Source organism: Mesorhizobium loti, from assembly GCF_013170705.1.
GTDB lineage: Bacteria > Pseudomonadota > Alphaproteobacteria > Rhizobiales > Rhizobiaceae > Mesorhizobium > Mesorhizobium loti_D.
The window spans coordinates 4,718,977-4,744,884 of the sequence record NZ_CP033334.1 but is presented as its reverse complement, the minus strand read 5'-3'; the positions used below and the strand labels follow the sequence as shown (position 1 = coordinate 4,744,884).

Sequence of the window (25,908 nt, the reverse complement as noted above, 5' to 3'; positions counted from 1 at the left end):
AAATCTGAAATGGCAAAGACCAGCTCAGTCGAGAAGAACAACAGGCGCCGCAAGCTTGCCGACCAGTACGGTCCCAAGCGCGCTGGCCTGAAGGCGATCATCATGGATCAGTCCAAGCCGATGGAAGAGCGCTTCCGCGCTCAGCTCAAGCTTGCTGCCATGCCGCGCAACTCGGCCAAGATCCGCATCCGCAACCGCTGCGAAGTCACCGGCCGTCCGCGTGCCTACTATCGCAAGCTCAAAGTATCGCGCATCGCGCTTCGTGATCTCGGCAACAACGGCCAGATCCCGGGCCTGGTCAAGTCGAGCTGGTAAGGAGGACATAACATGTCATTGAGCGATCCTCTCGGCGATATGCTGACCCGCATCCGCAACGCCTACGGCCGCAAGAAGTCGAGTGTCTCGACGCCGGCCTCGCGTCTGCGCACCCGCGTCCTCGACGTGCTGAAGGCTGAAGGCTATATCCGCGACTACAGCCAGACCGACTTCGACAACGGCAAGTCCGAAATCGAAATCGAGCTGAAGTATTTCGACGGCGCGCCGGTCGTGCGCGAAATCGCCCGCGTCTCGAAGCCGGGCCGCCGCGTTTACGTCTCGGCCAAGTCGATCCCGCACGTCGCCAACGGCCTCGGCATCGCCATCCTTTCGACACCGAAGGGCGTGATGGCCGATCACGAAGCACGCGAACAGAACGTCGGCGGCGAGATTCTCTGCCAGATCTTCTGATCCGGCAGCTGAGCGCAAAGTGGAATCCGGTCTTCGGATCGTTCCGAAGACAGAGACCTGAAACAAGAGAAGTGACGAGGACAACAAAATGTCTCGTATTGGAAAGAAACCCGTTTCGCTGCCGCAGGGCGTGACCGCGACCGTCAACGGCCAGACCGTTACGGCGAAGGGCCCCAAGGGCGAGCTGAAGTTCGTGGTGAACGACGAAGTCCTGGTCAAGATGGAAGGCAGCGAGATCGCTGTTCAGCCGCGCGACCAGACCAAGACCGCCCGCTCCAAGTGGGGCATGTCGCGCACGCAGATCGTCAACATCCTGCAGGGCGTGAAGGACGGCTTCGAGAAGAAGCTCGAGATCACCGGCGTCGGCTACCGCGCCGCACTTCAGGGCAAAAACCTGCAGCTGGCACTTGGCTTCAGCCATGACGTCGTCTACGAGACGCCGGCCGGCATCACCATCACCGTGCCGAAGCCGACCGAGATCACCGTGGCCGGCATCGACAAGCAGCAGGTTGGTCAGGTGGCTGCCGAGATCCGCGAATACCGCGGTCCCGAGCCCTACAAGGGCAAGGGTGTCCGCTACGCTGGCGAGAAGATCGTCCGCAAGGAAGGCAAGAAGAAGTAGTGGGCCTGGCCCCGAAAAGTCTCGGACTTTTCGAAAAGGGCCAAGCCAAGGAAGTGTAACGCCGCGGGGAGCGGTCGCGGGAGGCGCTTTCGCCTACCGCACATGGCGGCCCCCGTTTTTTGAAGGCAAGGAAGACCACAATGGGTACCAAGGAATCCACGCAGCGTCGTGCGCAGCGCGTCCGTCGTCAGATCAGGAAGGTCGCCGGCGAGCGTCCGCGTCTGTCGGTCCACCGCACCTCGAAGAACATCTATGTGCAGGTGATCGACGATGCCAAGGGCCACACTATCGCCGCTGCCTCGACGCTGGAGAAGGACCTCAAGGGTTCGCTCAAGACCGGTGCCGACACCGCTGCCGCCGCCGCGATCGGCAAGCTGATCGCCGAGCGCGCGACCAAGGCCGGCGTCAAGGAAGTCGTCTTCGACCGCGGCCCGTACATCTATCACGGCCGTGTCAAGGCCTTGGCTGAAGCTGCTCGCGAGGGCGGTCTCAGCTTCTGATTCTTTCACCGTCGGCGACCCAAAGTGGCGTCGACAATCATCAACCCGTGCTTCCGGAAAAGAACAAGGAACAGGATATGGCACAGGAACGTAGGGAAGGCGGCCGCGGCCGCGAGCGTGAAGAGCGCGACGACGGCATGGTGGACAAGCTGGTCCACATCAATCGCGTCGCCAAGGTCGTCAAGGGTGGCCGTCGCTTCGGCTTCGCCGCACTCGTCGTCGTCGGCGACCAGAAGGGCCGTGTCGGCTTTGGTCACGGCAAGGCGCGCGAAGTGCCGGAAGCGATCCGCAAGGCAACCGAGTCCGCGAAGCGCGACATGATCTTCGTGCCGCTGCGCTCGGGCCGCACGCTGCATCACGACGTCGAGGGACGCTGGGGCGCCGGACGCGTTCTGCTGCGTGCCGCCAAGCAGGGTACCGGCATCATCGCCGGCGGCCCGATGCGCGCCGTCTTCGAGACGCTCGGCATGCATGACGTGGTCGCCAAGTCGATGGGGTCGTCGAACCCCTACAACATGGTCCGCGCCACCTTCGACGCGCTGAAGAGCCAGATGCATCCCAAGGATGTCGCTGCCGCTCGCGGCATCAAGTATTCGACCCTTCAGGCCCGCCGCGGCACCGCCGTTGCGGCTGAAGAATAGTCGACTGACCAGGGATTTTGACCATGGCCAAGAAAGCAACCAAGACCATCACCGTTGAGCAGATCGGTTCGCCGATCCGCCGTCCGAAGGAACAGCGCGCGACGCTGGTCGGCCTCGGCCTCAACAAGATGCACAAGCAGCGCACGCTGGAAGATACGCCTTCCGTGCGCGGCATGATCGCCGCCGTTCAGCATCTCGTCCGCGTCGTGGACGAGGGCTGAGCCAAAGCGCAGGAGAACCCAGATGAAACTCAACGATCTGCGTGACAAGGACGGCGCGACGCACTCCAAGAAGCGTCTCGGCCGCGGCATCGGTTCCGGCTCGGGCAAGACCGCCGGTCGCGGCGTCAAGGGCCAGAAGGCACGCTCCGGCGTCGCCATCAACGGCTTCGAGGGCGGCCAGATGCCGCTCTACAGGCGGCTGCCGAAGCGCGGCTTCAACAACCTCTTCGCCAAGAGCTTCGTTGTCGTCTCGCTGGCTCGTATCCAGCAAGCCGTCGACGCCAAGAAGCTTGACGCCAAGGCAACCGTGACGGCCGAGGCGCTTGTCGCCGCCGGCGTCATCCGCCGCGTCAAGGATGGCGTACGCGTGCTGTCCGACGGCGAGCTCAAGGCAAAGCTCGCCTTCGACGTGGCCGGCGCCTCCAAGGCCGCGATCGAGAAGATCGAGAAGGCCGGCGGCTCGGTCAAGTTGCCGGAAAAGGCAGCTGCCGAGTAACGGCGATTTGAAGCGCGACCGGCAAGAGTGGGATCCTGTTTTTGCTCACGATTGCGCTTTGACCTGATCAATTGGGCGGCCGCGTCAACGCGGCCGCTTGCATGTTTACAGCCCGGAGCTTATCTCGTGAGCTTCGGTGAAACGCACCGCCTGACCTCACGGGCCATCAAGCGTTACCAAGCGGAGAATCAGGCATGGCTTCGGCTGCTGAACAACTAGCCTCGAATCTGAATTTCTCGGCCTTCGCCAAGGCGGAGGACCTGAAGAAACGCATATGGTTCACCATCGGCGCGTTGCTCGTCTACCGACTCGGCACCTACATCCCGCTTCCCGGCATCAACCCCGACGCCTTCGCCCAGGCCTTCTCCTCGCAAAGCAAGGGCGTCCTCGGCATGTTCAACATGTTCGCGGGCGGCGCCGTGCAGCGCATGGCGATCTTCGCGCTCGGCATCATGCCCTACATCTCCGCCTCCATCATCATGCAGCTGATGACCTCGGTCATCCCGTCGCTGGAAGCGCTGAAGAAGGAAGGCGAACAGGGCCGCAAGGTCATCAACCAGTACACGCGCTACGGCACGGTGCTGCTAGCACTTGTGCAGGCCTATGGCATTTCGGTGGGCCTGGAAGGCGGTAACGGCATCGTCAGCGATCCCGGCATGTTCTTCCGCATCTCGACCGTCGTCACGCTGGTCGGCGGCACCATGTTCCTGATGTGGCTCGGCGAGCAGATCACCGCGCGCGGCATCGGCAACGGTATTTCGCTGATCATCTTCTCCGGCATCGTCGCGGGCCTGCCGCATGCCATCTCCGGCACGCTGGAACTCGGCCGCACCGGCGCCCTGTCGACCGGTCTGATCCTGGCCATCATCGTTCTGGCCATCGTGGTCATCGCGCTCATCGTGTTCTTCGAGCGCGCCCAGCGCCGCCTGCTGATCCAGTATCCGAAGCGGCAGGTCGGCAACCGCATGTTCCAGGGGGACACCTCGCATTTGCCGCTGAAGCTCAACACGTCGGGCGTCATTCCGCCGATCTTCGCTTCGTCGCTGCTCTTGCTGCCTGCCACCATCGCCGGCTTCTCGCAGACGACCAACATGCCGGCCTGGGCAAGCACCATCCTGGCTTCGCTTGGCCACGGCCAGCCACTCTACATGCTGTTTTACGCGGCGATGATCGTTTTCTTCGCCTTCTTCTACACAGCGATTGTCTTCAATCCGAAGGACACCGCCGACCAGCTCAAGAAGCATTCGGGCTTCATCCCGGGCTATCGTCCGGGCGAGCGCACCGCCGATTATATCGATTACGTTCTCACCCGCATCACCGTCGTCGGCGCCATCTACCTGGTGCTGGTGTGCCTGCTGCCGGAGTTCCTGATCTCGGCGACTGGCGTACCATTCTACCTTGGTGGCACATCGCTTCTGATCGTGGTCAGTGTCACGCTCGATACGGTCGCGCAGATTCAGGGTCACCTGATCGCGCATCAGTATGAAGGCCTGATCAAGAAGTCGAAGCTGCGCGGGGGGAAGAAAGCCAGATGAGGTTGATTTTGCTTGGGCCGCCAGGAGCGGGCAAGGGGACACAAGCACAAAGACTGGTAGAAAAACACGGCATACCCCAGCTCTCGACGGGCGATATGCTGCGTGCCGCCGTTCAGGCCGGTACCGAAGTCGGCAAGCGTGCCAAGGCAGTGATGGATGCCGGTGAACTGGTGTCCGACGCCATCGTCAACGCGATCGTCGCCGAGCGGATCGATCAGGCCGATTGCGCCAAGGGGTTCATCCTCGATGGCTATCCGCGCACGCTGGTGCAGGCCGATGCGGTTGAATCGATGCTTTCCGAACGTGGCATCAGCCTCGACACAGTCATCGAGCTGGTCGTCGACGACCGGGCCCTGGTCGGCCGCATCGTCAAGCGTGCCGAGGATGCCAAGGCCGCCGGCCAGCCGGTGCGCAAGGATGACAACCCGGCGGTGTTCGAGGAGCGTCTGCGCGAGTACTACAAGAAGACCGCTCCGCTGACCGGCTATTATTACGCCAAAGGCAAGCTGAAGACCGTTGACGGGATGGCCAGTATCGATGCGGTGACCGCCGAGATCGAAGCTGTGCTGGCGGCGGCCACCAAGGCGCGGTAAGGGAATTTAAAGATTAAGCTTGACGGGGGCGGTCCGCTGCGGTATGGCGGCCCGTCTTCCTATCAGGTGCGAACTTTGCTTGTCCGCAAGGGCAAGGCAGTCGCTTTGAACTGGAAACTCCCGCAAGGGCCGGCCTCCACCGGACGCGGGGCAACTTTTACAGCGCCGGGTCTTCCTTGTTTTGAAGGTTGGCCGGCCCAGATGGAGAAGAGAAGAACATGGCTCGTATAGCCGGCGTCAACATTCCGACCAACAAGCGCGTCGTCATCGCGCTACAGTACATTCACGGCATTGGTAAGAAGTTCGCCCAGGAGATCGTCGACAAGGTCGGCATCCCGGCCGAGCGCCGCGTCAACCAGCTGACCGACGCGGAAGTGCTGCAGATCCGCGAGACTATCGACCGCGACTATCAGGTCGAGGGCGACCTGCGCCGCGAAGTGTCGATGAACATCAAGCGGCTCATGGACCTCGGCTGCTACCGCGGCCTGCGTCACCGCCGCTCGCTGCCGGTTCGCGGCCAGCGCACGCACACCAATGCGCGTACCCGCAAGGGCCCGGCCAAGTCGATCGCCGGCAAGAAGAAGTAATTTGGAGTGAGTAGCCGGTAGTGGGTAGTGAGAAGCAGCGTCAACGGCTGCATCTCGTCACTACTCACTAATTTGCTACTCACTTTCCAGGTGGAGCCGCTGGCATTACGGCGGTGTAGAGATCAACTGAAAGGACTATCATGGCCAAGGAAGCCGCTCGTGTTCGCCGTCGCGAACGCAAGAATATCTCGTCGGGCGTTGCCCACGTCAATTCGACCTTCAACAACACGATGATCACCATCACCGACGCGCAGGGCAACTCGATTGCCTGGTCGTCGGCCGGTGCCCAGGGCTTCAAGGGTTCGCGCAAGTCGACCCCGTTCGCTGCCCAGATGGCTGCCGAGGACGTTGCCAAGAAGGCCCAGGAACACGGCATGCGCATGCTCGAGGTCGAGGTCTGCGGACCTGGCTCCGGTCGTGAATCGGCACTGCGCGCCCTGCAGGCGGCCGGCTTCACCATCACTTCCATCCGTGACGTGACGCCGATTCCGCACAATGGCTGCCGCCCGCGCAAGAAGCGCCGCGTCTAAGCAATTTATCGAACGTCGCGTGAGCGCCCTCGGGGCGCTCCTCCGCGGCATTCCAGGTCGCCCGCCACGATTGGATGGTGGCGGGTCAACGGAAGGAAAGCATCATGATCCAGAAAAATTGGCAGGAACTGATCAAGCCGAACAAGATCGAGTTCTCGTCGAAGAAGAAGACGCTGACCACGCTGGTCGCCGAACCGCTCGAGCGTGGCTTCGGCCTCACTCTCGGCAACGCGCTGCGCCGCGTGCTTCTGTCTTCGCTGCGAGGAGCGGCCGTTACCGCCGTGCAGATCGACGGCGTTCTGCATGAATTCTCGTCCATCGCCGGTGTGCGCGAGGACGTGACCGACATCGTCTTGAACATCAAGGAAATCGCCATCCGCATGGAAGGCGACGGCCCCAAGCGCATGGTCGTTCGCAAGCAGGGCCCGGGTGCGGTTCTCGCCGGCGACATCCAGACGGTCGGCGATGTCGAGATCCTCAATCCCGACCACGTCATCTGCACGCTGGACGAAGGCGCTGAAATCCGCATGGAATTCACCGTCGACACTGGCAAGGGCTACGTGCCGGCCGAGCGCAACCGCGCCGAGGACGCGCCGATCGGCCTGATCCCAGTCGACAGCCTCTATTCGCCGGTCAAGAAGGTTTCGTACAAGGTCGAGAACACCCGCGAGGGCCAGGTTCTCGACTACGACAAGCTGACCATGACCATCGAGACTGACGGTTCGATCTCGGGCGAGGACGCGGTGGCATTCGCCGCCCGCATCCTGCAGGACCAGCTTGGCCTGTTCGTCAACTTCGACGAGCCGCAGAAGGAAGTCGCGGCGGAAGCCGTCACCGAGCTCGCCTTCAACCCGGCGCTGCTCAAGAAGGTCGACGAACTCGAGCTTTCGGTGCGTTCGGCCAACTGCCTGAAGAACGACAACATCGTCTACATCGGCGATCTCATCCAGAAGACCGAAGCCGAGATGCTGCGCACCCCGAACTTCGGCCGCAAGTCGCTGAACGAGATCAAGGAAGTCCTGGCGGCGATGGGCCTGCACCTCGGCATGGAAGTGCCGGACTGGCCGCCGGAGAACATCGAAGACCTCGCCAAGCGTTACGAAGATCAATATTGAGCATGAATTCCAAGGATCGGCGGCGTGGGCCGCCCGATCCGACGGTCATGCGGAAAACCATCAGAGGCCTTGGCCTCTTGAACAACTGAAGAAGGAAAAGAGCCATGCGCCACGGTTTCAAAGGCCGCCGCTTCGCCCGAAGCATTAGCCATCGCAAGTCGATGTTCGCCAACCTCGCCGTGTCGCTGCTCGAGCACGAGCAGATCGTCACCACCCTGCCGAAGGCGAAGGACCTGCGTCCGATCGTCGAGAAGCTGGTGACGCTCGGCAAGCGCGGCGACCTGCATGCCCGCCGTCAGGTGATCGCGCAGATCGGCAATGAAGGCGTCGTCAAGCGCCTGTTCGACACCATCGCCCCGCGCTACGCCAACCGCAACGGCGGCTATCTGCGCATCATGAAGGCGGGCTTCCGTCACGGCGACAATGCCGCGATGGCTGTCATCGAGTTCGTCGATCGCGACACCTCGGCCAAGGGCGCCGGCGACCGCGCCCGCCTCGAAGCCGAAGGCACCGACGCGGAAGCCGCGGCCGCATAAGGCCCCGTTTTTCCGGAATGAATTGAAGGGGCCTGCGGGCCCCTTTTTCATGTTCTGCATGCGTCGGGGCGCGCCCATCACCATGTTCTGGCGTGAAAATAATCGGATTTCAGCGGCTTAGCCTTTCATTTTGCACAATCGTCGGGACAATGCGCCCGAACTTGCCTTGGAGGATTCGCGAATGCGCGCCAAAAGACTGTCCCTTGTTCTGCTCTGCGCCTTCATGGTGGTCGCAGCCGCACCGGCAGTCCGGCAGGCGCTGGCCGAGGACGCCGCCAAGCCAGCCGATCCGGGCCTGTCGGACGTGCTGACCGATCTGTTGCATGGCGTTGAAGGCGAGAATGCCACCTCTGGGCCCGACAAGCGCGTGCCGTTCGGCCGCGAGGAGGTGCAGCTTTCGTTCGCGCCGCTGGTCAAGCAAACCGCGCCCGCCGTGGTCAACGTCTATGCTTCGCAGACGGCCAAGGTCACGTCGCCTTTTGAAGGCGATCCGTTCTTCGAGGAGTTTTTCGGCCGCGCGCAGCCGCGCGCGCAGTCCTCACTCGGCTCTGGCGTGCTTGTCGATCCGAGCGGTGTCATCGTCACCAATTTCCACGTCATCAAGGATGCCGACGAGGTCAAGGTGGCGACGGCCGACGGGCGGGAATTCACCAGCAAGGTGATGCTGAAGGACGAGACGCTCGATCTCGCAGTGCTCAAGATCGAGTCCGACAAGCCGTTCCCGGTTATCGCCATCGGCGATTCCGACGCGCTCGAGGTCGGCGATCTTGTGTTGGCTATCGGCAACCCGTTCGGCGTCGGCCAAACCACCACCAGCGGCATCGTTTCGGCCCTTGCCCGCAGCCATATCGGCGTCTCGGATTCGGGCTACTTTATCCAGACCGACGCCGCCATCAATCCCGGCAATTCCGGCGGCGCGCTGATCAACATGGGTGGCCAACTGGTTGGCATCAACACCGCCATCTACAGCCGCAGCGGCGGTTCGATCGGCATCGGCTTTGCCATCCCCGCCAATATGGTGCGGGCTTTTGCCGATGCCGCCAAGGCCGGCCTCGACTTCTTCGAACGGCCCTATATCGGCGCCGAGTTCGAAGCGGTGACGCCGCAGATCGCCGAATCGCTTGGCATGGAGAAACCGGCAGGAGCTCTTGTCTCTTCCGTCGAAGCGACCGGACCGGCGGGTAAGGCTGGGCTGAAGGCGGGCGACGTCGTGCTGCAGATCAACGGCAAGCCCGTCGAGAGCATCGAGGCGCTGGACTATCGCATGGCGACGCTGTCGATCGGCACCAAGGCGAATTTCGCGATCCTGACCAAGGGCCAGCAAGCAGCCATGGACATTGCGCTGGAGCGCGCGCCGGAGGGTGCAAAAGCCTCGGAAGTGACGCTGCATGGCCGCAGCCCGTTCTCGGGCGCCAAGGTCGCGGAACTGTCGCCAAGGCTTGCCCAGAAGCTTGGCCTGCGTACGGATCTCAAAGGTGTCACGGTGATCGATATCAACCGCGATTCGCCGGCCGCCGATTTCGGCTTCCAGCCGGGCGATATCGTGCGCGAGGTCAACGGCACCACCATCGACACCGCCGCGACGCTGGCGCAGGTAGCCCAGCAGGATACGCGCTGGTGGCGCTTTACCGTCGAGCGCGGCGGGCAGATACTGCGCCAGGTGTTGCGTTACTGAGTTCGGCCCGAGCGGTCGTGCTCCAACCTGAAGACATAAATGGCCGATCTGTTCAGCGTCGATGAACCGGAAAAGGCGCCGCCCGGACGGCCGCTGGCCGACAGGCTGCGGCCCAGAAACCTTGGCGAGGTCGTCGGCCAGGAGCATCTGACCGGCCCCGATGGCGCGCTGACCCGGCTGATCGGCTCCGGCTCGCTGGGCTCGATGATCTTCTGGGGCCCGCCGGGCACCGGCAAGACCACGGTGGCAAGGCTGCTTGCCGGCGAGACCAGCCTGGCCTTCGAACAGATATCGGCGGTCTTTTCCGGCGTCGCCGACCTGAAGAAAGTGTTCGAGGCGGCGAAGCTGCGCCGCGCCAAAGGCCGCCAGACCCTGCTTTTCGTCGACGAGATCCACCGCTTCAACCGCGCCCAGCAGGATTCGTTTCTCCCTGTCATGGAGGATGGGACGGTCGTCCTGGTCGGCGCCACAACCGAGAACCCGTCCTTCGAATTGAACGCCGCGTTGCTGTCGCGCGCGCGCGTCATGGTCTTTCATTCACTCGGCGAGGAGAGCATCGCCAAGCTGATGACGCGCGCGGAGGCCACGGAGGGCAGGGCGCTTCCGCTCGACGACGAGGCGCGGGCGATGCTGATCCGCATGAGCGATGGCGACGGACGTGCATCGCTGACACTCGCCGAGGAGGTCTGGCGCGCGGCCAAGCCTGGCGAGATATTCGATCCCGAAGGCCTGCAGCGCATCGTCCAGCGCCGCGCGCCGATCTACGACAAGGGCCAGGACGGCCATTACAATCTGATCTCGGCGCTGCACAAGTCGGTGCGCGGCTCGGACCCGGACGCCGCGCTCTACTATCTCGCGCGCATGTTCGATGCCGGCGAGGATCCGCTTTATCTCGGCCGCCGGCTGGTGCGCATGGCGATGGAGGACATCGGCCTTGCCGACCCGCAGGCGCTGGTCGTCGCCAATGCCGCCAAGGACGCCTATGACTATCTGGGCTCGCCGGAGGGCGAACTGGCCTTTGCCGAGGCCACTGTCTATCTCGCAACAGCGCCCAAATCCAACGCCGTCTACACCGCCTTCAAGGCGGCCACGCGCGCTGCCAAGGAGCATGGCTCGCTGCTGCCGCCAAAGCACATCCTCAACGCCCCGACCAAGCTGATGAAGGAAGAGGATTACGGCGCGGGCTATCGCTACGATCACGATGAGCCGGACGCTTTTTCGGGCCAGGACTATTTTCCGGAGAAGATGGGCCGCCAGACCTTCTACGATCCACCCGAGCGTGGTTTCGAGCGCGACATCAGGAAGCGGCTCGACTACTGGGCGAAGCTGCGCAAGGAACGGGACTAGCTGACTTGCGCGGCCCGGTGGTCGTCACGCTTCGAAGCGAGGCCTCGCCATGGGGTATCTCGACCTCCGTCGTTCTCCACGCTCTGCTTGCCGCGACGCTGGCTCTCATGCCGCTGCCGAAGCTGCCGAAGCGGCTGGAAGAGGAGCGGGTGTCGGTCGGCATTCTGACGCCCCAGCAGTTCGAGGCGTCGACAAGGCCGCCGCCAGCGCCAGCACGACCTTCGGCACCAGAGGCGCCAGCGCCGTCACCACCGCCGAGTGCTCCTCGATCTCAATCACCCACCGCGCCGGCCATGATCCGGCCGACCGACATGCTGTCGGGCAAGACGCTCGCCGATCCGCGCAGCCGGCAGGCGCGTGCCGATCTTGCGACCTTCGCTTCCGATGAGCGCATGGTGCAGTTGTGCAATCTCGAAGCCATGGACCAGATCCGGCGATGGCGCGCGGACTTTCAGCCGGAGCGCGTCGTGGCTTACGCAACGGCCGAAGAGAAGGTCCGCGGCACCACGATCGCCGCGGATGGCGCGGCTTTCCGCAGTCGCAAAAACTGGTATAATCTCAAGTTCAAATGCCAGCTCGCGCAAGACGGCGAAAGCGTCATCGGCTTTGAGTTCCTGGTCGGCGATCCCGTGGCCAGGGAGAAATGGGACGAGCTCGGCTTGCCGGCGGTGCATTGACCCCAGTGGTTCATTGACCGAAGTCTGGCAAATTCCACCAGGCAGCTGCCAGGCCACGCAGTCGTGGCGTTGTGCGGCGACCCAAAAAATCTTATCAAGGCGCACGGCCGGGCGGTGGCCGTTGTCGAGATTTGGCACACTCATTCGCAACAGGATCGCGCTTCGCGCGTGGAAAAATGACAAAAACCCTTCGCAAATCCCTTCGCAAATTCGCCATCGCCATCCCACTTCTCGCCCTTGGCTTTTACTTCATCCCCATCCTCACGACGATCTTCATCGTTTGCGGGCTGATTGACGTGCTGCGCAACGACCGGAAGGATCTGGCGCTGTTCAGCGGCTATTTTCTTGGCAACGGCCTCTTCACCTGGCTGCTTTCGCCGTTCAACCTGCTGGTTGATCTCCTGTGCTACAGGAACCCCGGCGTGTGGAAGCTGGAGCAGTTTCCGGAGGACTATCAGCGCGAGGTCAATGAGGTCCTGGACATCTTCAAGGCGCGCAAGGACGAGATCATCGCCGACATCGACGCCAATTTCGGTGCCGGTCGGCGCGGCATGTATGTCTATCAATGGTACGGCAAGCACAGAATAGACAACGTCGCCGAATTCAACAAGGATTTCAAATACATCAAGACCATCGCCGTTTCGGTTTTCAGCAAGCGCGAATCGACCTCCTGGCACTTCGGGCCGCTGCGGCTCAGCCTGCGCATCCTCTACAATCTGATCCCGGTGAAGGCGGAAATCTTCGTCGAATGCGGCAACGTCAAGAACTACTGGTACGACAATCCGCAGTTCATTTTCGACGACACGCTGTTGCACCGTTCGGTCAACGAGTATGACGGCCGCCGTTACTGCGTGTTCATGGACATTATCAGGCCGTCCCCGTTCCCAAGACTCATCGCCGGCATGCTCGCTGTCGTGTCGGTCAGCGTCGAACGCATCAATTCGATGTTCTACAAGAACTGGAAAATGATCGGCTCGACCAAGCCGAAGAAGGTCGAAACCACCTGAACTGAAATTCGCTGACGCTGCCGGCTTCGCCGGCGGCTATGTGGCTGGGCCTGAAGGCCACTCGTGCGCGGCCCGCTTTTGCGGTCTGGATCGCGGCCATCCTCTACACGCCATTCTGGGCACCAACGCTTCGTGGCTCGCCTGCGCCCGGTCAGCAGAGCCGGAGTCGATGCCCTCTACAGCGAGTTCAGGAAAAAGTATCCGGGCTGGGCAACGCCTGACTGGTGACGGTCATGTTGGCGGTTCCGGGCAGACTACGATCACGCCCTCCTTCTCACCTGTTGCACCATCGTCCAATAGCGCCGCCGCGCTTCCGTGCCTACAACTTCATACTGCGGATATGTCTGAGTGGATATAACGCAGCTCGGGTTGGAAGCGACAATCGCCTTTGGAGGATAAGGTGAGCGGACGGCAGCCTACGGTTCATCATGCGGATTTCATCCAGTCAGCCATCGCCGGCAGCGATGCCGCGCGTTCGGCGCTGGTTGCGTCCTGGCGGCGATCGCTCACATTGCACGGCCTTGATCCAGCCGAACGAAAGGCGCCGCAGCGTCTCACCAAAAGCGAGTTGAGCGAGGCCCGGCAACGCATAGAGCCGCTGCTGCGCGCCGCGGATGCGAGCCTCGATCGTCTCTACCTCGCCGTGGGCGGCGTTGGCTGCTGTGTGCTGCTTGCGGACCGTGACGGCATTCCTGTCGAGCGCCGCGGCGCCGTTGCGGATGACGATACGTTTGACGAGTGGGGGTTGTGGACGGGCACGGTATGGAGCGAGGATTCCGAGGGTACCAATGGCATCGGCACCTGCCTTGCCGATCAGCGTGCGCTCACCATTCACCGCGACCAGCATTTCTTTTCGCGCAACACATTGCTCAGTTGCACCACGGCGCCGATCTTTGATCATGAAGGCAATCTGGCGGCCGCCCTCGATGTTTCATCTTGCCGGTCGGACCTGACCGAAGGCTTCGTCAACCTGATCGCCATCGCGGTGGGGGACGCCGCGCGTCGCATCGAGGCCGAGAATTTCCGCCTGGTGTTTTCAGATGCCCGCATCCTGCTGGCACCGGTCGCCGAGCGCAGCGCCAGCGCATTGATCGCCGTCAATGGCGATGATTTGGTGATCGGCGCAACACGCTCGGCGCGTCTTGGCCTCGGCATCACCCAGCAGGTCCTGGCAAGGGGGCTCCCCGCCGCGGACATTCTGGGCAACCTGGCCAGGGCGGCGGAAGATCTGGACGAAGCCGAGCGTGGCGTGGTCCAGAGGGCCATGGCGCGCGCCGAGGGCAACGTGTCGGCGGCTGCCAGCAGCCTCGGCATTTCGCGGGCGACCCTGCACCGCAAGCTTGCCCGCTTCGGCATCCGTCGTCCGCACTGAGCTTTGAGCCGGTGACTGTCGCAGATCTGCGACAGTCCGCGCTGGCGGATGCCGGAGCCGGGGCTGACAAAGCTGACCCCGTCCGCAACTCTTCCCAACGAGGCGCCACATCCCGTGACGCTGCCACTTGGGAGGAAGACGATGAACAAGGTGGAATTTTCCCGCACGGCCAAGGTTCCCTTCGCCAAGCGCTATGACAATTATATCGGCGGCAAATGGGTTGCCCCGCTTTCCGGAAAATATTTCGAGAACATATCGCCGGTGACCGGCCGGCCGCTGGGCGAAATCGCTCGCTCGGACGCCAGGGACATCGAGGCGGCACTCGATGCCGCGCACAAGGCCAAGGATGCGTGGGGCAGGACCAGCGCCGCCGCCCGCGCGCTGATCCTCAACCGCATCGCCGATCGCATGGAAGACAATCTCGACCTCCTGGCGCTTGCCGAAACCTGGGACAATGGCAAGCCGATCCGCGAGACGACCGCGGCCGACTTGCCGCTGGCGATCGACCATTTCCGCTATTTTGCCGGTGCCGTACGCAGCCAGGAAGGCGGCATCTCGGAGATCGACCACGACACCGTCGCCTATCATTTCCATGAGCCGCTTGGCGTCGTTGGTCAGATCATTCCCTGGAACTTCCCGCTGTTGATGGCGGTGTGGAAACTGGCGCCGGCACTTGCCGCCGGCAACTGCGTGGTGCTGAAGCCCGCCGAACAGACACCCGCCACCATCATGCTGTGGGCGGACCTGGTCGGCGACCTGTTGCCGGATGGTGTGCTCAACATCGTCAACGGCTTTGGACTCGAGGCCGGCAAGCCGCTCGCTTCATCGAACCGCATCGCCAAGATCGCCTTCACCGGAGAGACCACGACGGGCCGGCTGATCTCTCAATATGCCAGCCAGAACCTCATCCCGGTGACGCTCGAACTCGGCGGCAAGTCACCCAACATCTTCTTCCAGGACGTGACCGCGGAAGATGACGACTTCTTCGACAAGGCCCTCGAAGGCTTCGTCATGTTCGCGCTGAACCAGGGCGAGGTCTGCACCTGTCCCAGCCGGGCACTGGTTCATGAGAAGATCTACGACAGGTTCATGGAAAAGGCATTGAAGCGCGTCGAGGCGATCGTCCAGGGCGACCCGCTCGATCCGGCAACCATGATCGGCGCACAGGCATCGAGCGAACAGCTGGAAAAGATCCTGAGCTACTTCGACATCGGCCGCAAGGAAGGCGCCGAAGTGCTGGCCGGCGGCGAACAGAACCATCTGCCGGGCGATCTGGCCGGCGGCTATTACGTCAAGCCGACCGTGTTCAAGGGTCACAACAAGATGCGTATCTTCCAGGAGGAGATCTTCGGGCCGGTGGTCTCGGTGACGACTTTCAAGGATGATGACGAGGCATTGTCGATCGCCAATGACACGCTCTATGGCCTTGGTGCCGGTATCTGGAGCCGTGACGCGAACCGCTGCTACCGCTTCGGCCGCGCCATCCAGGCCGGTCGTGTCTGGACCAACTGCTACCACGCCTATCCCGCGCACGCGGCTTTCGGCGGCTACAAGCAGTCCGGCATCGGACGGGAAAACCACAAGATGATGCTCGACCACTATCAGCAAACCAAGAACATGCTGGTCAGCTACAGCCCGAAAAAGCTGGGTTTCTTCTGATTGCCTCTCGAGGCGGCGCATGATCCCCCGGGTATCATGCGTGATCCAAGGCGCGGCTCCATCAGCCGCGCCTTGGATGGTTTGGGGATGAAGAAGGAGAAAGGCATGTCCGACAAGGTTTCGCTCGGAAAAGTCTCGGCCACGCCGGAAGCCATTGTTTTCCTGGCGGAGATCGTCGCCGACCACGGCCCGGTGCTGTTTCATCAATCGGGCGGCTGTTGCGACGGCTCCTCGCCAATGTGCTATCCCCGCGGTGACTTCATCGTCGGCGACAATGACGTCATGCTGGGCGAGATCGGCGGAACGCCGGTCTACATCAGCGCTTCGCAATATGAAGCGTGGAAGCACACCGACCTTACCATCGATGTGGTGCCGGGTAGGGGTGGCATGTTCTCGCTCGACAATGGGCGCGAGAGACGGTTCCTGACACGCTCGGCCATCTGCGCCGTTCCGGAGGCGCCGGCGGGGGCTTGACGGGACGGGTTGACGCCGCCGCCCTTGCAAGGGCAGTAAACGGCGATGTTCAATCTGCTTCTTGTTGTCCTCGGCGGCGGTATCGGCGCCGGCATCCGCCATCTCGCCAACATGGGCGCGCTGCGCCTTGTCGGCCCCAACTATCCCTGGGGCACCATGGCGATCAACATCCTCGGCTCCTTTGCCATGGGCCTGTTCATCGCCACCATGGCGCGTCGCGGCGGGCCGAACGAAGTCAGGCTGTTTGTCGCCACTGGTATCTTGGGCGGCTTCACCACTTTTTCCGCCTTTTCGCTCGATTTCGCCACGCTGTGGGAACGAGGAGCCACGTTGCCGGCGTTTGGATATGCACTGACCAGCGTCGTTGGCGCCATCATCGCCCTGTTTTTGGGTCTTTGGCTCGCAAGAAGCCTGCCTTAGTGCTATTGCCGCGCCAAGCGCAGGCCGAGCCCTGCTTTTGGAAATGGGTAAGCGAAGAAAAAATGGCAGGCGTTGAACAGATCACGGTGGAGGCCGGCGAGGCGGGCATGCGGCTCGATCGCTGGTTCAAGACCCATTTCCCGGGCCTTGGTTTCGGCCATTTGCAGAAGCTGCTGCGCTCCGGCCAGATCCGCGTTGATGGCGGCCGCGTCAAGGCTGACAGCCGTGTCGAGCCTGGCCAGGTGGTGCGCATCCCGCCACTCGAGGTCGACAAGAAGGGCGAAAGCGCGCTGACCGGCCATTCGATCCGCAACCAGGGCGATGCCGACGTCCTGGCGAAAATGCTTATCCATGAGGACCCGAAGGTTTTCGTCTTCAACAAGCCGGCGGGCCTTGCGGTGCAGGGCGGTTCGGGCGTCACCCGCAATGTCGACGACATGCTGGAAGCCTGGCGCAACCAGAAGGGCGAAAAGCCGCGACTGGTTCACCGGCTCGACCGCGACACCTCGGGCGTGCTGGTCGTGGCCCGCACGAGGCTGGCCGCCATGAAGCTGTCGGAATCGTTCCGCGCCCGCGAAACCAAGAAGACCTACTGGGCGCTGGTCAAGGGTGTGCCGCCGAAACGCGAGGACAAGATCTCGACCTGGCTGATCAAGGAGCCGACTGAGGACGGCGACCGTGTCCGGGTCGCTGCTCATGGTGAAAAGGGCGCCGATCACGCCGTATCCTACTACCGCATCATCGAGCAGGCGGCGCAGACCATGACCTGGCTGGAGATGGAGCCTTATACCGGCCGCACCCATCAGCTCCGTGTCCACGCCGCCTATATCGGCTGCCCTATCATCGGCGACCCGAAATATTTCGAGGCCGACACCAACTGGGACTTTCCGGGCGGTATTCAAAACCGACTGCATCTTCATGCGCGCCGCATCATCATTCCGCACCCGGACAAGGGCGTCATCGATGTGACCGCGCCGATGCCGCCGCATATGCGCCAGAGTTGGAACCTGATCGGCTTCGACGACGCCAGCGCGGAGGACTGACCTTGAGCGGCGCCACCGACGCGCTCGATCGGCGCGACACAGTCGACATGGCCGCCGCCGCCATCATGGTCGGCCTGACCTTTTCCTGGGGCCTGAACTACGTCGCCGCCAAGATCTCCTATGCCGGCTACGATCCCGTCTTCCTGTCGATCGCACGCTCGATCATTGGCGGTTTCTGCGTCTTCCTCTGGTGCCGATGGCGTGGCATCGCTCTGTTCACCCGCGATGGCACATTGCTTGCCGGCCTTGTCGTGGGTGCGCTTTTCGGCGTCGAGTTCCTCTGCCTCTATGTCGGCCTGGAGCATACGACGGTTGCCCGCAACACGCTGCTGGTCAACACAATGCCGTTCTGGATGCTGATTGGCGGTCACCTCCTGCTTGGCGAACAGATCACCATGCGCAAGTTCCTTGGCCTGCTGCTGGCCTTCGCCGGCCTTGCCGCCGTCTTTTCAGACAAGCTTGGCGGCGGCGGGGACATGCTGTTCGGCGATCTCCTCAGTCTCGGCTCCGGATTTTTCTGGGCCTTGACCAATATTCTCATCAAACGCTCGAAACTGGTTGAAGCCAGCGCCGAGAAGCTGCTGCTCTATCAACTCGCCGGCGCGGCGGTCGTCGGCATACTGGTGTTGCCTCTCGCTGGTCCGCCAGTGCGCGATGCCTCCTTGTTGCCGACATTGGCGCTGCTTTTCCAGGCGATCTACATTGTCGCTTTCACCTATGTCCTTTGGTTCTGGCTGCTGCGTCGCTATCCCGCGTCGAGCCTGTCCAGCTTCACGTTCCTGTCGCCGGTTTTTGGTGTTTTGTGCGGTGCAATCATCTTGAACGAACCGCTGACCATTCGCATTTTTCTGGCGCTTGGCCTGATTGCGGCGGGCCTGATCATCGTCAACCGGCCGGCGCGCAAGCTGACACCGGTGTGAGAGAGATTTTTCATGCGTGACATCCTCAACGACCTCGAAGCGGGTAAGTATCTTTCCGATCCGGATCCGGTGCGGCGCGCCCAGATCCAGATGAAGACACCGCTGCCCAAGCGCTTCTACAAGACCGTTTCGGTTGCGCCGGTAGAGGAAGGTTTCGCCGTGCATCTCGATGGCAAGCCGGTGCGCACGCCGGGCAAGGCGCTGCTGGCGCTGCCGACCGAGGCGACGGCAGTGCTGGTTGCCGACGAATTCGCTGAACAGGGCGAGACGATCAATCCGGTGACGATGCCGGTAATGCGACTGGTCAACACCGCCATCGATGGCGTCGCCAGTGACCCGCAGGCGGTGCTGGAAGACATACTGCGTTTTGCCTCATCGGACCTGCTTTGCTACCGCGCCGACGCGCCGCAGGGGCTGATTGACCGGCAGAACGAGCAGTGGGATCCCGTCATCGATTGGGCGCGCGCTACATTGGGGGCTCGATTCAACCTTGCCGAAGGGGTCATCCATGTCGAGCAGCCGCGCGAGACGATCGCCGTTCTGGGCAGTCATCTCAATCAGCGCGCCGAGCCGCTGCGGCTGGCCGCCATCCACCTCATGACCTCGCTGACCGGTTCGGCGCTGCTGGCGCTGGCCGTCGATTTCGGTGAACTCGACGCGGAGGCCGCCTGGGCCGCCGGCCATGTCGACGAGGACTGGCAGATCGAGCAATGGGGGCAGGACGCCGAGGCGGTCGCGCGCCGTGCCGCCCGCAAGCGCGACATGATGGCCGCGGTCGGCCTCCTCGAGGCGCTCAAGGCCTGAGCCCGGACCGTTACCGCACCGCACCTAATACCAAAGTCATAATCCCATCGTCGCTCTGCCGTCGGCGGGTGCTTTCTGCCATTTTTTGCCTGATGGCTCCGCTTTTTTGAGTCTGCGTTCGGAGGAGAACGCGGGCGTTGGCGTGGCATCGAGGGCAAGGGTCTCACGGGAGGACATATCAATGGCAATGGCATCGACCGCCGGCGGAACGAGCCGCGGCATGACGCGAGAGGAGAAGAAGGTCATCTTCGCTTCCTCGCTCGGCACTGTTTTCGAATGGTACGATTTCTATCTCTATGGCTCACTGGCGGCCTTTATCGGCTCGACCTTTTTCAGCCCGACCATTCCCGAGGCGACACGCAACATCTTCGCGCTGCTGGCCTTCGCCGCCGGTTTCCTCGTGCGCCCGTTCGGCGCGCTGGTGTTCGGCCGCCTTGGTGACCTTGTCGGCCGCAAATACACATTCCTCGTCACAATGACGATCATGGGCCTGTCGACCTTCCTGGTTGGCTTGCTGCCCGGCTATGCGACTTTGGGCATCGCCGCTCCGGTGATCCTGATATTCCTGCGCATGCTGCAGGGTCTGGCGCTCGGCGGCGAATATGGTGGGGCGGCGACCTACGTTGCCGAGCACTCGCCGGATGATCGCCGTGGCTTCTACACGTCCTGGATTCAGACGACGGCGACGCTCGGGCTGTTTCTGTCGCTGATCGTTATCCTCATCGTCCAGGGATCACTGAGCAAGGAAACCTACGCTGCCTGGGGTTGGCGCATTCCGTTCATCGTTTCCTTCGTGCTGCTCGCCGTTTCGATCTGGATTCGGCTGTCGCTTTCGGAATCGCCGACCTTCCAGAAGATGAAGGACGAAGGAAGGGGATCCAAGGCGCCGCTTTCGGAAGCCTTCGGCCAGTGGAAGAATGCCAAGATCGCGCTGCTGGCGTTGTTCGGCCTTACCGCCGGCCAGGCCGTGGTCTGGTATAATGGTCAGTTCTATGCGCTGTTCTTTCTGCAGAACGTGCTCAAGGTCGACGCGCAGTCGGTCAACATCATGATCGCCGTTGCGCTGGCGCTTGGCTCGATCTTCTTCGTCGTCTTCGGCTGGCTGTCCGACAAGATCGGCCGCAAGCCGATTATCATGGCTGGCCTTGCGCTTGCCATTGTCAGCACCTTCCCGCTGTTCAAGGCATTGACCTGGGCCGCCAATCCGGCGCTTGCGAAGGCGCAGCAGAGCACGCGGGCAACGGTGACGGCGGCACCCGGAGACTGCAGGTTCCAGTTCAATCCGGTCGGTACAGCCAAGTTCACGACGTCCTGCGACATCGCGACTTCGTTCCTGACCAAGAACTCGGTTCCCTATGACGTGGTGTCGACGGCCGCGCCCGGGACGGCTGCGTCGGTCAAGATCGGTAACGAGACGGTGACATCCTACGACGCGGTTGCCGCCGGCGATCAGGCCAAGGCCAAGGACGCTGCCTTCGTCAAGGCCGTCAACATGTCGCTGCAGGACGGCGGTTATCCGTTGAAGCGGGCAGCGATCAAGGTCGCTGACCAGAAGCTCGACGCTTTCATCGCGGCCAACCCTGAGCTGAAACTTGATGCCGCCGCCATCCGCGGCGGCGAAAAGGCAGCAATGCCGACCGATCAGGCGGTCAAGGACAAGCTCTTGACCACGGATGAGGCGGCGGGCGCGCCAGAGGTCACCGTCTATAATATTCCCGGCGGCGGCGCCTTCGCCATGTTCGCCGATCCGGCGGCCGTGAACTGGCCGATGACGATCGGCATCCTGTTCCTCCTGGTGCTGCTCGTTACCATGGTCTACGGCCCGATCGCGGCGATCCTGGTCGAGATGTTCCCGACCCGCATCCGCTACACCGGCATGTCGCTGCCCTATCACATCGGCAATGGCTGGTTCGGTGGCTTGCTGCCTGCGACGGTGTTCGCGCTCAGCGCCTATAGGGGCGACATCTACTACGGCCTTTGGTATCCGGTGGTGATCGCGGCGATCACGCTCGTCATCGGCATGCTCTTCGTCAAGGACACGCTCGGCACCAACTTGCACGCCAAGGATTAGCCGATCGGATCCATGTGCCAACGAAAAAGCCCGGCGTGAGCAATCACGCCGGGCTTTTCATGTCAGTGGCCGAAAGAAGCGGATCAGCTTTTCCGATGATTTTCTTCCTCGACGGCTGCTTCGTGATACCAGCCGTCAAAATCGGCGTACGTGGTACGCAACGAAGCGAGCTCTGCCGCGAATTTCGCCTTCGCGCCTAAATTTGAGGCAGATTTGCTTGCTGCCAGAGGGAACATCAGAATTTTCGCCGACGGACGGGTGGGAGCGATTTCCATGGGCCGTCTCCTTTCTTCTTCAGGAGCTTGTCGATTCAGCTTTCCCAGAAGATAGGTCCTGCGATTCCTTTAGGCAATATGCCTACGAAAAGATCATTATTTGCCTAATATTTGTGCGATCTGCGCGCTTGATCGATCAGGATCCAGTGATGAGGCGGCACAGCAAATTCGGCGCGATATCGCAGCCATTTTGCCGCACCCGCCAATGCCGGAGTGGCACACGAATTGCATTTTAGTGATCGGCAGCGCCGGCTGCCGACGGCGGACGCATGTTGACGCCGTTTGGTGTTCGGTGATCAAGCAACGAGAGGCTAGAATGACGAAATACAAGCTCGAGTACATTTGGCTCGATGGATACACCCCGGTCCCCAACCTTCGCGGAAAGACGCAGATCAAGGAATTCGCCGAATTCCCGACGCTCGAACAGCTGCCGCTGTGGGGGTTCGACGGTTCCTCGACCATGCAGGCCGAGGGCCGCAGCTCCGACTGCGTGTTGAAGCCGGTGGCGCTCTACCCGGATCCGGCCCGCACCAACGGCATTCTGGTCATGTGCGAAGTCATGATGCCCGATGGCGTCACCCCGCATGAATCGAACAGCCGCGCGACCATCCTCGACGACGAGGATGCGTGGTTCGGCTTCGAGCAGGAGTATTTCTTCTACAAGGACGGCCGTCCGCTCGGCTTCCCCGAGAGCGGCTACCCCGCGCCGCAGGGCCCGTACTATACCGGCGTCGGCTACAAGAACGTCGGCGACGTCGCACGCAAGATCGTCGAAGAGCATCTTGACCAGTGCCTTGCGGCCGGCATCAACCATGAAGGCATCAACGCCGAGGTGGCCAAAGGCCAGTGGGAATTCCAGATCTTCGGCAAGGGCTCCAAGAAGGCCGCCGACCAGATCTGGATGGCGCGCTATCTGCTTCTGCGTCTGACCGAGACTTACGGCATCGACATCGAGTTCCACTGCAAGCCGCTTGGCGACACTGACTGGAACGGCTCGGGCATGCACTGCAACTTCTCGACCAAGTTCATGCGCGAAGTTGGCGGCAAGGCCTACTTCGAGGCCCTGATGGCACAGTTCGACAAGAACCTCATGGACCACATCGCCGTCTACGGTCCGGACAATGACAAGCGCCTGACCGGCAAGCACGAAACCGCGCCGTGGAACAAGTTCAGCTACGGCGTCGCCGACCGCGGGGCTTCTATCCGCGTACCGCATTCCTTCGTCAAGAATGACTACAAGGGCTATCTCGAAGACCGCCGTCCGAATTCCCAGGGCGACCCCTACCAGATCGCCTCGCAGGTTCTGAAGACGATTTCGCAGGTTGCGACCGACGCGTCGGTTTCGGCCGCCGCCTGATTGTTTTCGCGGCGCGGGCCATGAGATGACCCGCGCCGCAATTGCAGTGACAAGAGCCCCGGCGGGAAAACGCCGGGGCTTTTGTGCTTTTGGGGCGGGCAGCGCACGAATCCGCCATGACGGGGATTCAGGGCGTCGACGGCTATCCGCTTGATGTTTGTTCTGGACGCAGCCGACGGCACCGACCGCCATGCCGATAAGATGCCTCCCTGCGCCATCCTGTTCCGTGAGAACCTTGGTCCTTGCCAGGGCCGTTTTGGGCGGCGCCAGCCGGGTGGAATGAATTCCCCCAAAAAAAGTCAGGTTGAAAAGGGGCGGCCAAAACCGCGGCACCGGTCAGCCCCGGCTGACGTTTGGTCAACCATACCCCGCGTCGTAGGCGCGGAAATTGCCTGAAAAGCCCGGAAAACCGCCGGTTCGAGCGTGTTTTTGCACTCAAAGGCTCTTATATAAGTCTCTGTTAAAACACCAGGATCGACCGTCTGCCCCGGTGGCTGGCAACGTTGACAGATCGCGCCGCGGCATGCGTATCGTGCCTTTGGGGTTACGCCAAAGCGATGCTGTTCGAACGGGGCGGGGTTTCTTGAACGACGGCATTGGCGGGGGCGCCGGACGAGCGGGCATTGCAGCCTGAGGCAGTGCGCCGCTCGCTCCTGGCGGCTTGCTACGCCCTGGAGCCATCCGCCAACGCCCTGCCATGGTTTTATAGTGCGATCATGAAGCCGTGTGTTTCGCCGGCGGGCACAAGCGGGCAAGGCCATACGATCCCAACACCCAAAAGCAATTCACTGATCTGACTGACCACACACATCCATCAGTGAGTGTTGAGCGCGGCAAAAAGCCCTTGAAGGGGAAATCCTTCAAGGGCTTTGCAAGCTATCCGAACGGGTTCTTAGACCGAGTAGTACATGTCGTATTCGACCGGATGCGGGGTCATCTCGAAGCGCATCACCTCGGCCATTTTCAGTTCGATGTAGCTGTCGATCTGGTCGTCGTCGAAGACGCCGCCGGCCTTCAGGAAGCCGCGGTCCTTGTCGAGGCTCTGGAGTGCCTCACGCAGCGAGCCGCAGACCGTCGGGATCTTCTTCAGCTCCTTCGGCGGCAGGTCGTAGAGATCCTTGTCCATCGGCTGGCCAGGGTGGATCTTGTTCTTGATGCCATCGAGACCGGCCATCAGCATGGCGGCGAAGGCGAGGTAGGGGTTCGCGCCCGGATCCGGGAAACGGACCTCGACGCGCTTCGACTTCGGCGACGAACCGAATGGGATACGGCAGGAGGCCGAGCGGTTGCGCGCCGAATAGGCGAGCAGAACCGGCGCTTCGTAGCCAGGCACCAGGCGCTTGTAGGAATTGGTCAGCGGGTTGGTGAAGGCGTTGATCGCCTTGGCATGCTTGATGATGCCGCCGATGTAGAACAGGCAGGCTTCGGAGAGGCCTGCATACTCATTGCCGGCGAAGGTCGGCTTGCCGCCCTTCCAGATCGACTGGTGAACGTGCATGCCTGAGCCGTTGTCGCCGAATATCGGCTTCGGCATGAAGGTGGCCGTCTTGCCGTAGGCGTTGGCGACCTGGTGCACGACGTACTTGTAGATCAGCATCTTGTCGGCGTTGCGGACCAGCGTGTCGAACTTGATGCCGAGTTCGTGCTGCGCGGCGGCGACCTCATGGTGATGCTTTTCGACGCGGACGCCCATTTCGGCGAGCACGGTCAGCATCTCGGAGCGCATGTCCTGCGCGGAATCGATCGGCGGTACCGGGAAATAGCCTCCCTTGACGCGCGGGCGGTGGCCAAGGTTGCCGGTTTCGTAATCGGTGTCGTCATTGGACGGCAACTCGGTGGAATCGAGCCTGAAGCCGGTGTTGTAGGGATCGGCCTTGTACTTGACGTCATCGAACACGAAGAATTCGGCTTCCGGACCGACATAGATGGTGTCGCCGATGCCTTCCGACTTCATATAGGCCTCGGCCTTCTTGGCCGTGCCGCGCGGATCGCGGTTATAGGATTCGCCCGAGACCGGATCTAGGATGTCGCACAGGATGACCATGGTCGACTGCGCGAAGAACGGGTCCATGTGGACCGTGTCCGGATCGGGCATCAACACCATGTCGGACTCGTTGATGGCCTTCCAGCCGGCAATCGACGAGCCGTCGAACATGACACCATCGGCGAACATGTCTTCCTCGACCTCGACGACATCCATCGTCACGTGCTGCAGCTTGCCCTTCGGGTCGGTGAAGCGCAGGTCGACGAATTTCACGTCGTTGTCCTTGATCTGCTTCATGATGTCTTTGGCTGTCGTCATGTCATGTATCCCTGTGTGATGACGTTTTTTGATGGATGACGTTTCGAACGGTGGCCGGGTCCGATCAGACCGCGTCCATTCCGGTTTCGCCGGTGCGGATGCGCACGACTTCCTCGATGTTGGAGACGAAGATCTTGCCGTCGCCGATACGGCCTGTCTGCGCCGCCTTGCGGATGGCCTCTATGGCGCCTTCGACCGCATCGTCGCCGAGCACGACCTCGATCTTCACCTTGGGCAGGAAGTCGACGACATATTCGGCGCCACGGTAGAGCTCGGTGTGGCCTTTCTGGCGTCCGAAGCCCTTGGCCTCGGTGACGGTGATGCCTTGCAGTCCGGCCTCCTGAAGCGCTTCCTTCACTTCGTCCAGCTTGAATGGCTTGATGATCGCTTCGATCTTTTTCAT

The 25,908-nt window shown here is 62.0% G+C and carries 30 protein-coding genes; 26 read left to right on the top strand and 4 right to left on the bottom strand.

The features are described 5' to 3' along the window. Positions 1–9 precede the first annotated feature (9 nt). The 24 genes from rpsN (at position 10) to EB815_RS23010 (ending at position 19,500) form a co-directional block, all read left to right on the top strand. On the top strand, positions 10–315 hold the full coding sequence (gene rpsN, locus EB815_RS23125) for a 30S ribosomal protein S14 (RefSeq protein ID WP_056568056.1): 306 nt from the start codon (positions 10–12) through the stop codon (positions 313–315). A gap of 12 nt (positions 316–327) precedes the next feature. Then, complete coding sequence (gene rpsH, locus EB815_RS23120) at positions 328–726, top strand: 30S ribosomal protein S8 (RefSeq protein WP_006205453.1); 399 nt, start codon at positions 328–330, stop codon at positions 724–726. Between the two features lie 88 nt (positions 727–814). After that, positions 815–1,348, top strand: a complete 534-nt coding sequence (gene rplF, locus EB815_RS23115) for a 50S ribosomal protein L6 (protein WP_013895694.1) — start codon at positions 815–817, stop codon at positions 1,346–1,348. A 140-nt stretch (positions 1,349–1,488) separates the two neighbouring features. After that, positions 1,489–1,848, top strand: coding sequence for a 50S ribosomal protein L18 (gene rplR / locus EB815_RS23110; RefSeq protein ID WP_010909284.1), 360 nt, complete (start codon positions 1,489–1,491; stop codon positions 1,846–1,848). A gap of 77 nt (positions 1,849–1,925) precedes the next feature. Further along, entirely contained in the window at positions 1,926–2,489 is a 564-nt protein-coding gene (gene rpsE, locus EB815_RS23105) for a 30S ribosomal protein S5 (RefSeq protein WP_032933400.1), read from the top strand. Positions 2,490–2,512: 23 nt separating this feature from the next. Continuing rightward, positions 2,513–2,710 carry a 50S ribosomal protein L30 gene (gene rpmD, locus EB815_RS23100; RefSeq protein ID WP_006205449.1) on the top strand — a complete coding sequence of 66 codons (198 nt, stop codon included), beginning with the start codon at positions 2,513–2,515 and terminating at the stop codon, positions 2,708–2,710. Between the two features lie 22 nt (positions 2,711–2,732). Beyond that, on the top strand, positions 2,733–3,206 hold the full coding sequence (gene rplO / locus EB815_RS23095) for a 50S ribosomal protein L15 (protein WP_056568053.1): 474 nt from the start codon (positions 2,733–2,735) through the stop codon (positions 3,204–3,206). 194 nt (positions 3,207–3,400) lie between these two features. Continuing rightward, positions 3,401–4,741: a preprotein translocase subunit SecY gene (gene secY / locus EB815_RS23090; RefSeq protein WP_056568050.1), complete on the top strand. Its 1,341-nt coding sequence runs from the start codon at positions 3,401–3,403 to the stop codon at positions 4,739–4,741. Further along, positions 4,738–5,334, top strand: coding sequence for an adenylate kinase (locus EB815_RS23085; protein WP_056568048.1), 597 nt, complete (start codon positions 4,738–4,740; stop codon positions 5,332–5,334). Before secY ends, EB815_RS23085 begins: the two co-directional genes overlap by 4 nt. 218 nt (positions 5,335–5,552) lie before the next feature. Continuing rightward, the gene (rpsM, locus tag EB815_RS23080) at positions 5,553–5,921 is read left to right on the top strand and encodes a 30S ribosomal protein S13 (protein ID WP_006205445.1); all 369 of its coding nucleotides are present in this window, start codon (positions 5,553–5,555) and stop codon (positions 5,919–5,921) included. Positions 5,922–6,061: 140 nt separating this feature from the next. Then, complete coding sequence (gene rpsK, locus EB815_RS23075; RefSeq protein WP_006205444.1) at positions 6,062–6,451, top strand: 30S ribosomal protein S11; 390 nt, start codon at positions 6,062–6,064, stop codon at positions 6,449–6,451. A gap of 104 nt (positions 6,452–6,555) precedes the next feature. Then, on the top strand, positions 6,556–7,566 hold the full coding sequence (locus EB815_RS23070; protein WP_006205443.1) for a DNA-directed RNA polymerase subunit alpha: 1,011 nt from the start codon (positions 6,556–6,558) through the stop codon (positions 7,564–7,566). A 104-nt stretch (positions 7,567–7,670) separates the two neighbouring features. Further along, complete coding sequence (gene rplQ / locus EB815_RS23065; RefSeq protein ID WP_010909289.1) at positions 7,671–8,102, top strand: 50S ribosomal protein L17; 432 nt, start codon at positions 7,671–7,673, stop codon at positions 8,100–8,102. A gap of 181 nt (positions 8,103–8,283) precedes the next feature. Then, complete coding sequence (locus EB815_RS23060) at positions 8,284–9,777, top strand: DegQ family serine endoprotease (protein WP_056568045.1); 1,494 nt, start codon at positions 8,284–8,286, stop codon at positions 9,775–9,777. Positions 9,778–9,816: 39 nt separating this feature from the next. Beyond that, positions 9,817–11,124 carry a replication-associated recombination protein A gene (locus EB815_RS23055; protein WP_056568042.1) on the top strand — a complete coding sequence of 436 codons (1,308 nt, stop codon included), beginning with the start codon at positions 9,817–9,819 and terminating at the stop codon, positions 11,122–11,124. 5 nt (positions 11,125–11,129) lie between these two features. After that, a complete protein-coding gene (locus EB815_RS33665) occupies positions 11,130–11,801 on the top strand; it encodes a DUF930 domain-containing protein (RefSeq protein ID WP_244493996.1) in 672 nt (223 codons plus the stop codon). 176 nt (positions 11,802–11,977) lie between these two features. Then, a complete protein-coding gene (locus EB815_RS23045; RefSeq protein WP_056568035.1) occupies positions 11,978–12,808 on the top strand; it encodes an aspartyl/asparaginyl beta-hydroxylase domain-containing protein in 831 nt (276 codons plus the stop codon). Positions 12,809–13,208: 400 nt separating this feature from the next. Beyond that, positions 13,209–14,180, top strand: a complete 972-nt coding sequence (locus EB815_RS23040) for a helix-turn-helix domain-containing protein (RefSeq protein WP_065005132.1) — start codon at positions 13,209–13,211, stop codon at positions 14,178–14,180. A 141-nt stretch (positions 14,181–14,321) separates the two neighbouring features. Next, positions 14,322–15,839: an aldehyde dehydrogenase gene (gene adh / locus EB815_RS23035; RefSeq protein WP_056568032.1), complete on the top strand. Its 1,518-nt coding sequence runs from the start codon at positions 14,322–14,324 to the stop codon at positions 15,837–15,839. A gap of 105 nt (positions 15,840–15,944) precedes the next feature. Continuing rightward, complete coding sequence (locus EB815_RS23030) at positions 15,945–16,313, top strand: DUF779 domain-containing protein (protein WP_056568080.1); 369 nt, start codon at positions 15,945–15,947, stop codon at positions 16,311–16,313. Between the two features lie 45 nt (positions 16,314–16,358). Beyond that, positions 16,359–16,733 (top strand): fluoride efflux transporter CrcB, encoded by a 375-nt coding sequence (gene crcB, locus EB815_RS23025; RefSeq protein WP_056568029.1) that lies wholly within the window; start codon positions 16,359–16,361, stop codon positions 16,731–16,733. A gap of 62 nt (positions 16,734–16,795) precedes the next feature. Further along, positions 16,796–17,776 (top strand): RluA family pseudouridine synthase, encoded by a 981-nt coding sequence (locus EB815_RS23020; protein ID WP_056568026.1) that lies wholly within the window; start codon positions 16,796–16,798, stop codon positions 17,774–17,776. A 47-nt stretch (positions 17,777–17,823) separates the two neighbouring features. Next, on the top strand, positions 17,824–18,696 hold the full coding sequence (locus EB815_RS23015; RefSeq protein WP_056568077.1) for a DMT family transporter: 873 nt from the start codon (positions 17,824–17,826) through the stop codon (positions 18,694–18,696). 12 nt (positions 18,697–18,708) lie between these two features. Next, positions 18,709–19,500: an ATP12 family chaperone protein gene (locus EB815_RS23010; RefSeq protein WP_056568021.1), complete on the top strand. Its 792-nt coding sequence runs from the start codon at positions 18,709–18,711 to the stop codon at positions 19,498–19,500. Positions 19,501–19,536: 36 nt separating this feature from the next. Here EB815_RS23010 and EB815_RS23005 read toward each other — a convergent pair whose 3' ends face one another. Continuing rightward, the gene (locus tag EB815_RS23005) at positions 19,537–19,746 is read right to left on the bottom strand and encodes a hypothetical protein (protein ID WP_162258900.1); all 210 of its coding nucleotides are present in this window, start codon (positions 19,744–19,746) and stop codon (positions 19,537–19,539) included. On the opposite strand from EB815_RS23005, the gene EB815_RS23000 reads away from it, so the two are divergent. Next, the gene (locus tag EB815_RS23000) at positions 19,682–21,571 is read left to right on the top strand and encodes an MFS transporter (protein ID WP_056568018.1); all 1,890 of its coding nucleotides are present in this window, start codon (positions 19,682–19,684) and stop codon (positions 21,569–21,571) included. The two genes, EB815_RS23005 and EB815_RS23000, sit on opposite strands and share 65 nt — an antisense overlap. 83 nt (positions 21,572–21,654) lie before the next feature. Here the strand turns inward: EB815_RS23000 and EB815_RS22995 are convergent, their stop codons facing one another. Next, a complete protein-coding gene (locus EB815_RS22995; RefSeq protein ID WP_081294729.1) occupies positions 21,655–21,846 on the bottom strand; it encodes a DUF2735 domain-containing protein in 192 nt (63 codons plus the stop codon). Between the two features lie 316 nt (positions 21,847–22,162). On the opposite strand from EB815_RS22995, the gene EB815_RS22990 reads away from it, so the two are divergent. Continuing rightward, positions 22,163–23,203 carry a glutamine synthetase beta-grasp domain-containing protein gene (locus EB815_RS22990; protein WP_065005076.1) on the top strand — a complete coding sequence of 347 codons (1,041 nt, stop codon included), beginning with the start codon at positions 22,163–22,165 and terminating at the stop codon, positions 23,201–23,203. 892 nt (positions 23,204–24,095) lie between these two features. On the opposite strand, the gene glnA is transcribed toward EB815_RS22990, so the two are convergent. Next, positions 24,096–25,505, bottom strand: coding sequence for a type I glutamate--ammonia ligase (gene glnA / locus EB815_RS22985; RefSeq protein ID WP_056568012.1), 1,410 nt, complete (start codon positions 25,503–25,505; stop codon positions 24,096–24,098). A 64-nt stretch (positions 25,506–25,569) separates the two neighbouring features. Further along, the gene (locus EB815_RS22980; protein ID WP_006205430.1) at positions 25,570–25,908 is read right to left on the bottom strand and encodes a P-II family nitrogen regulator; all 339 of its coding nucleotides are present in this window, start codon (positions 25,906–25,908) and stop codon (positions 25,570–25,572) included.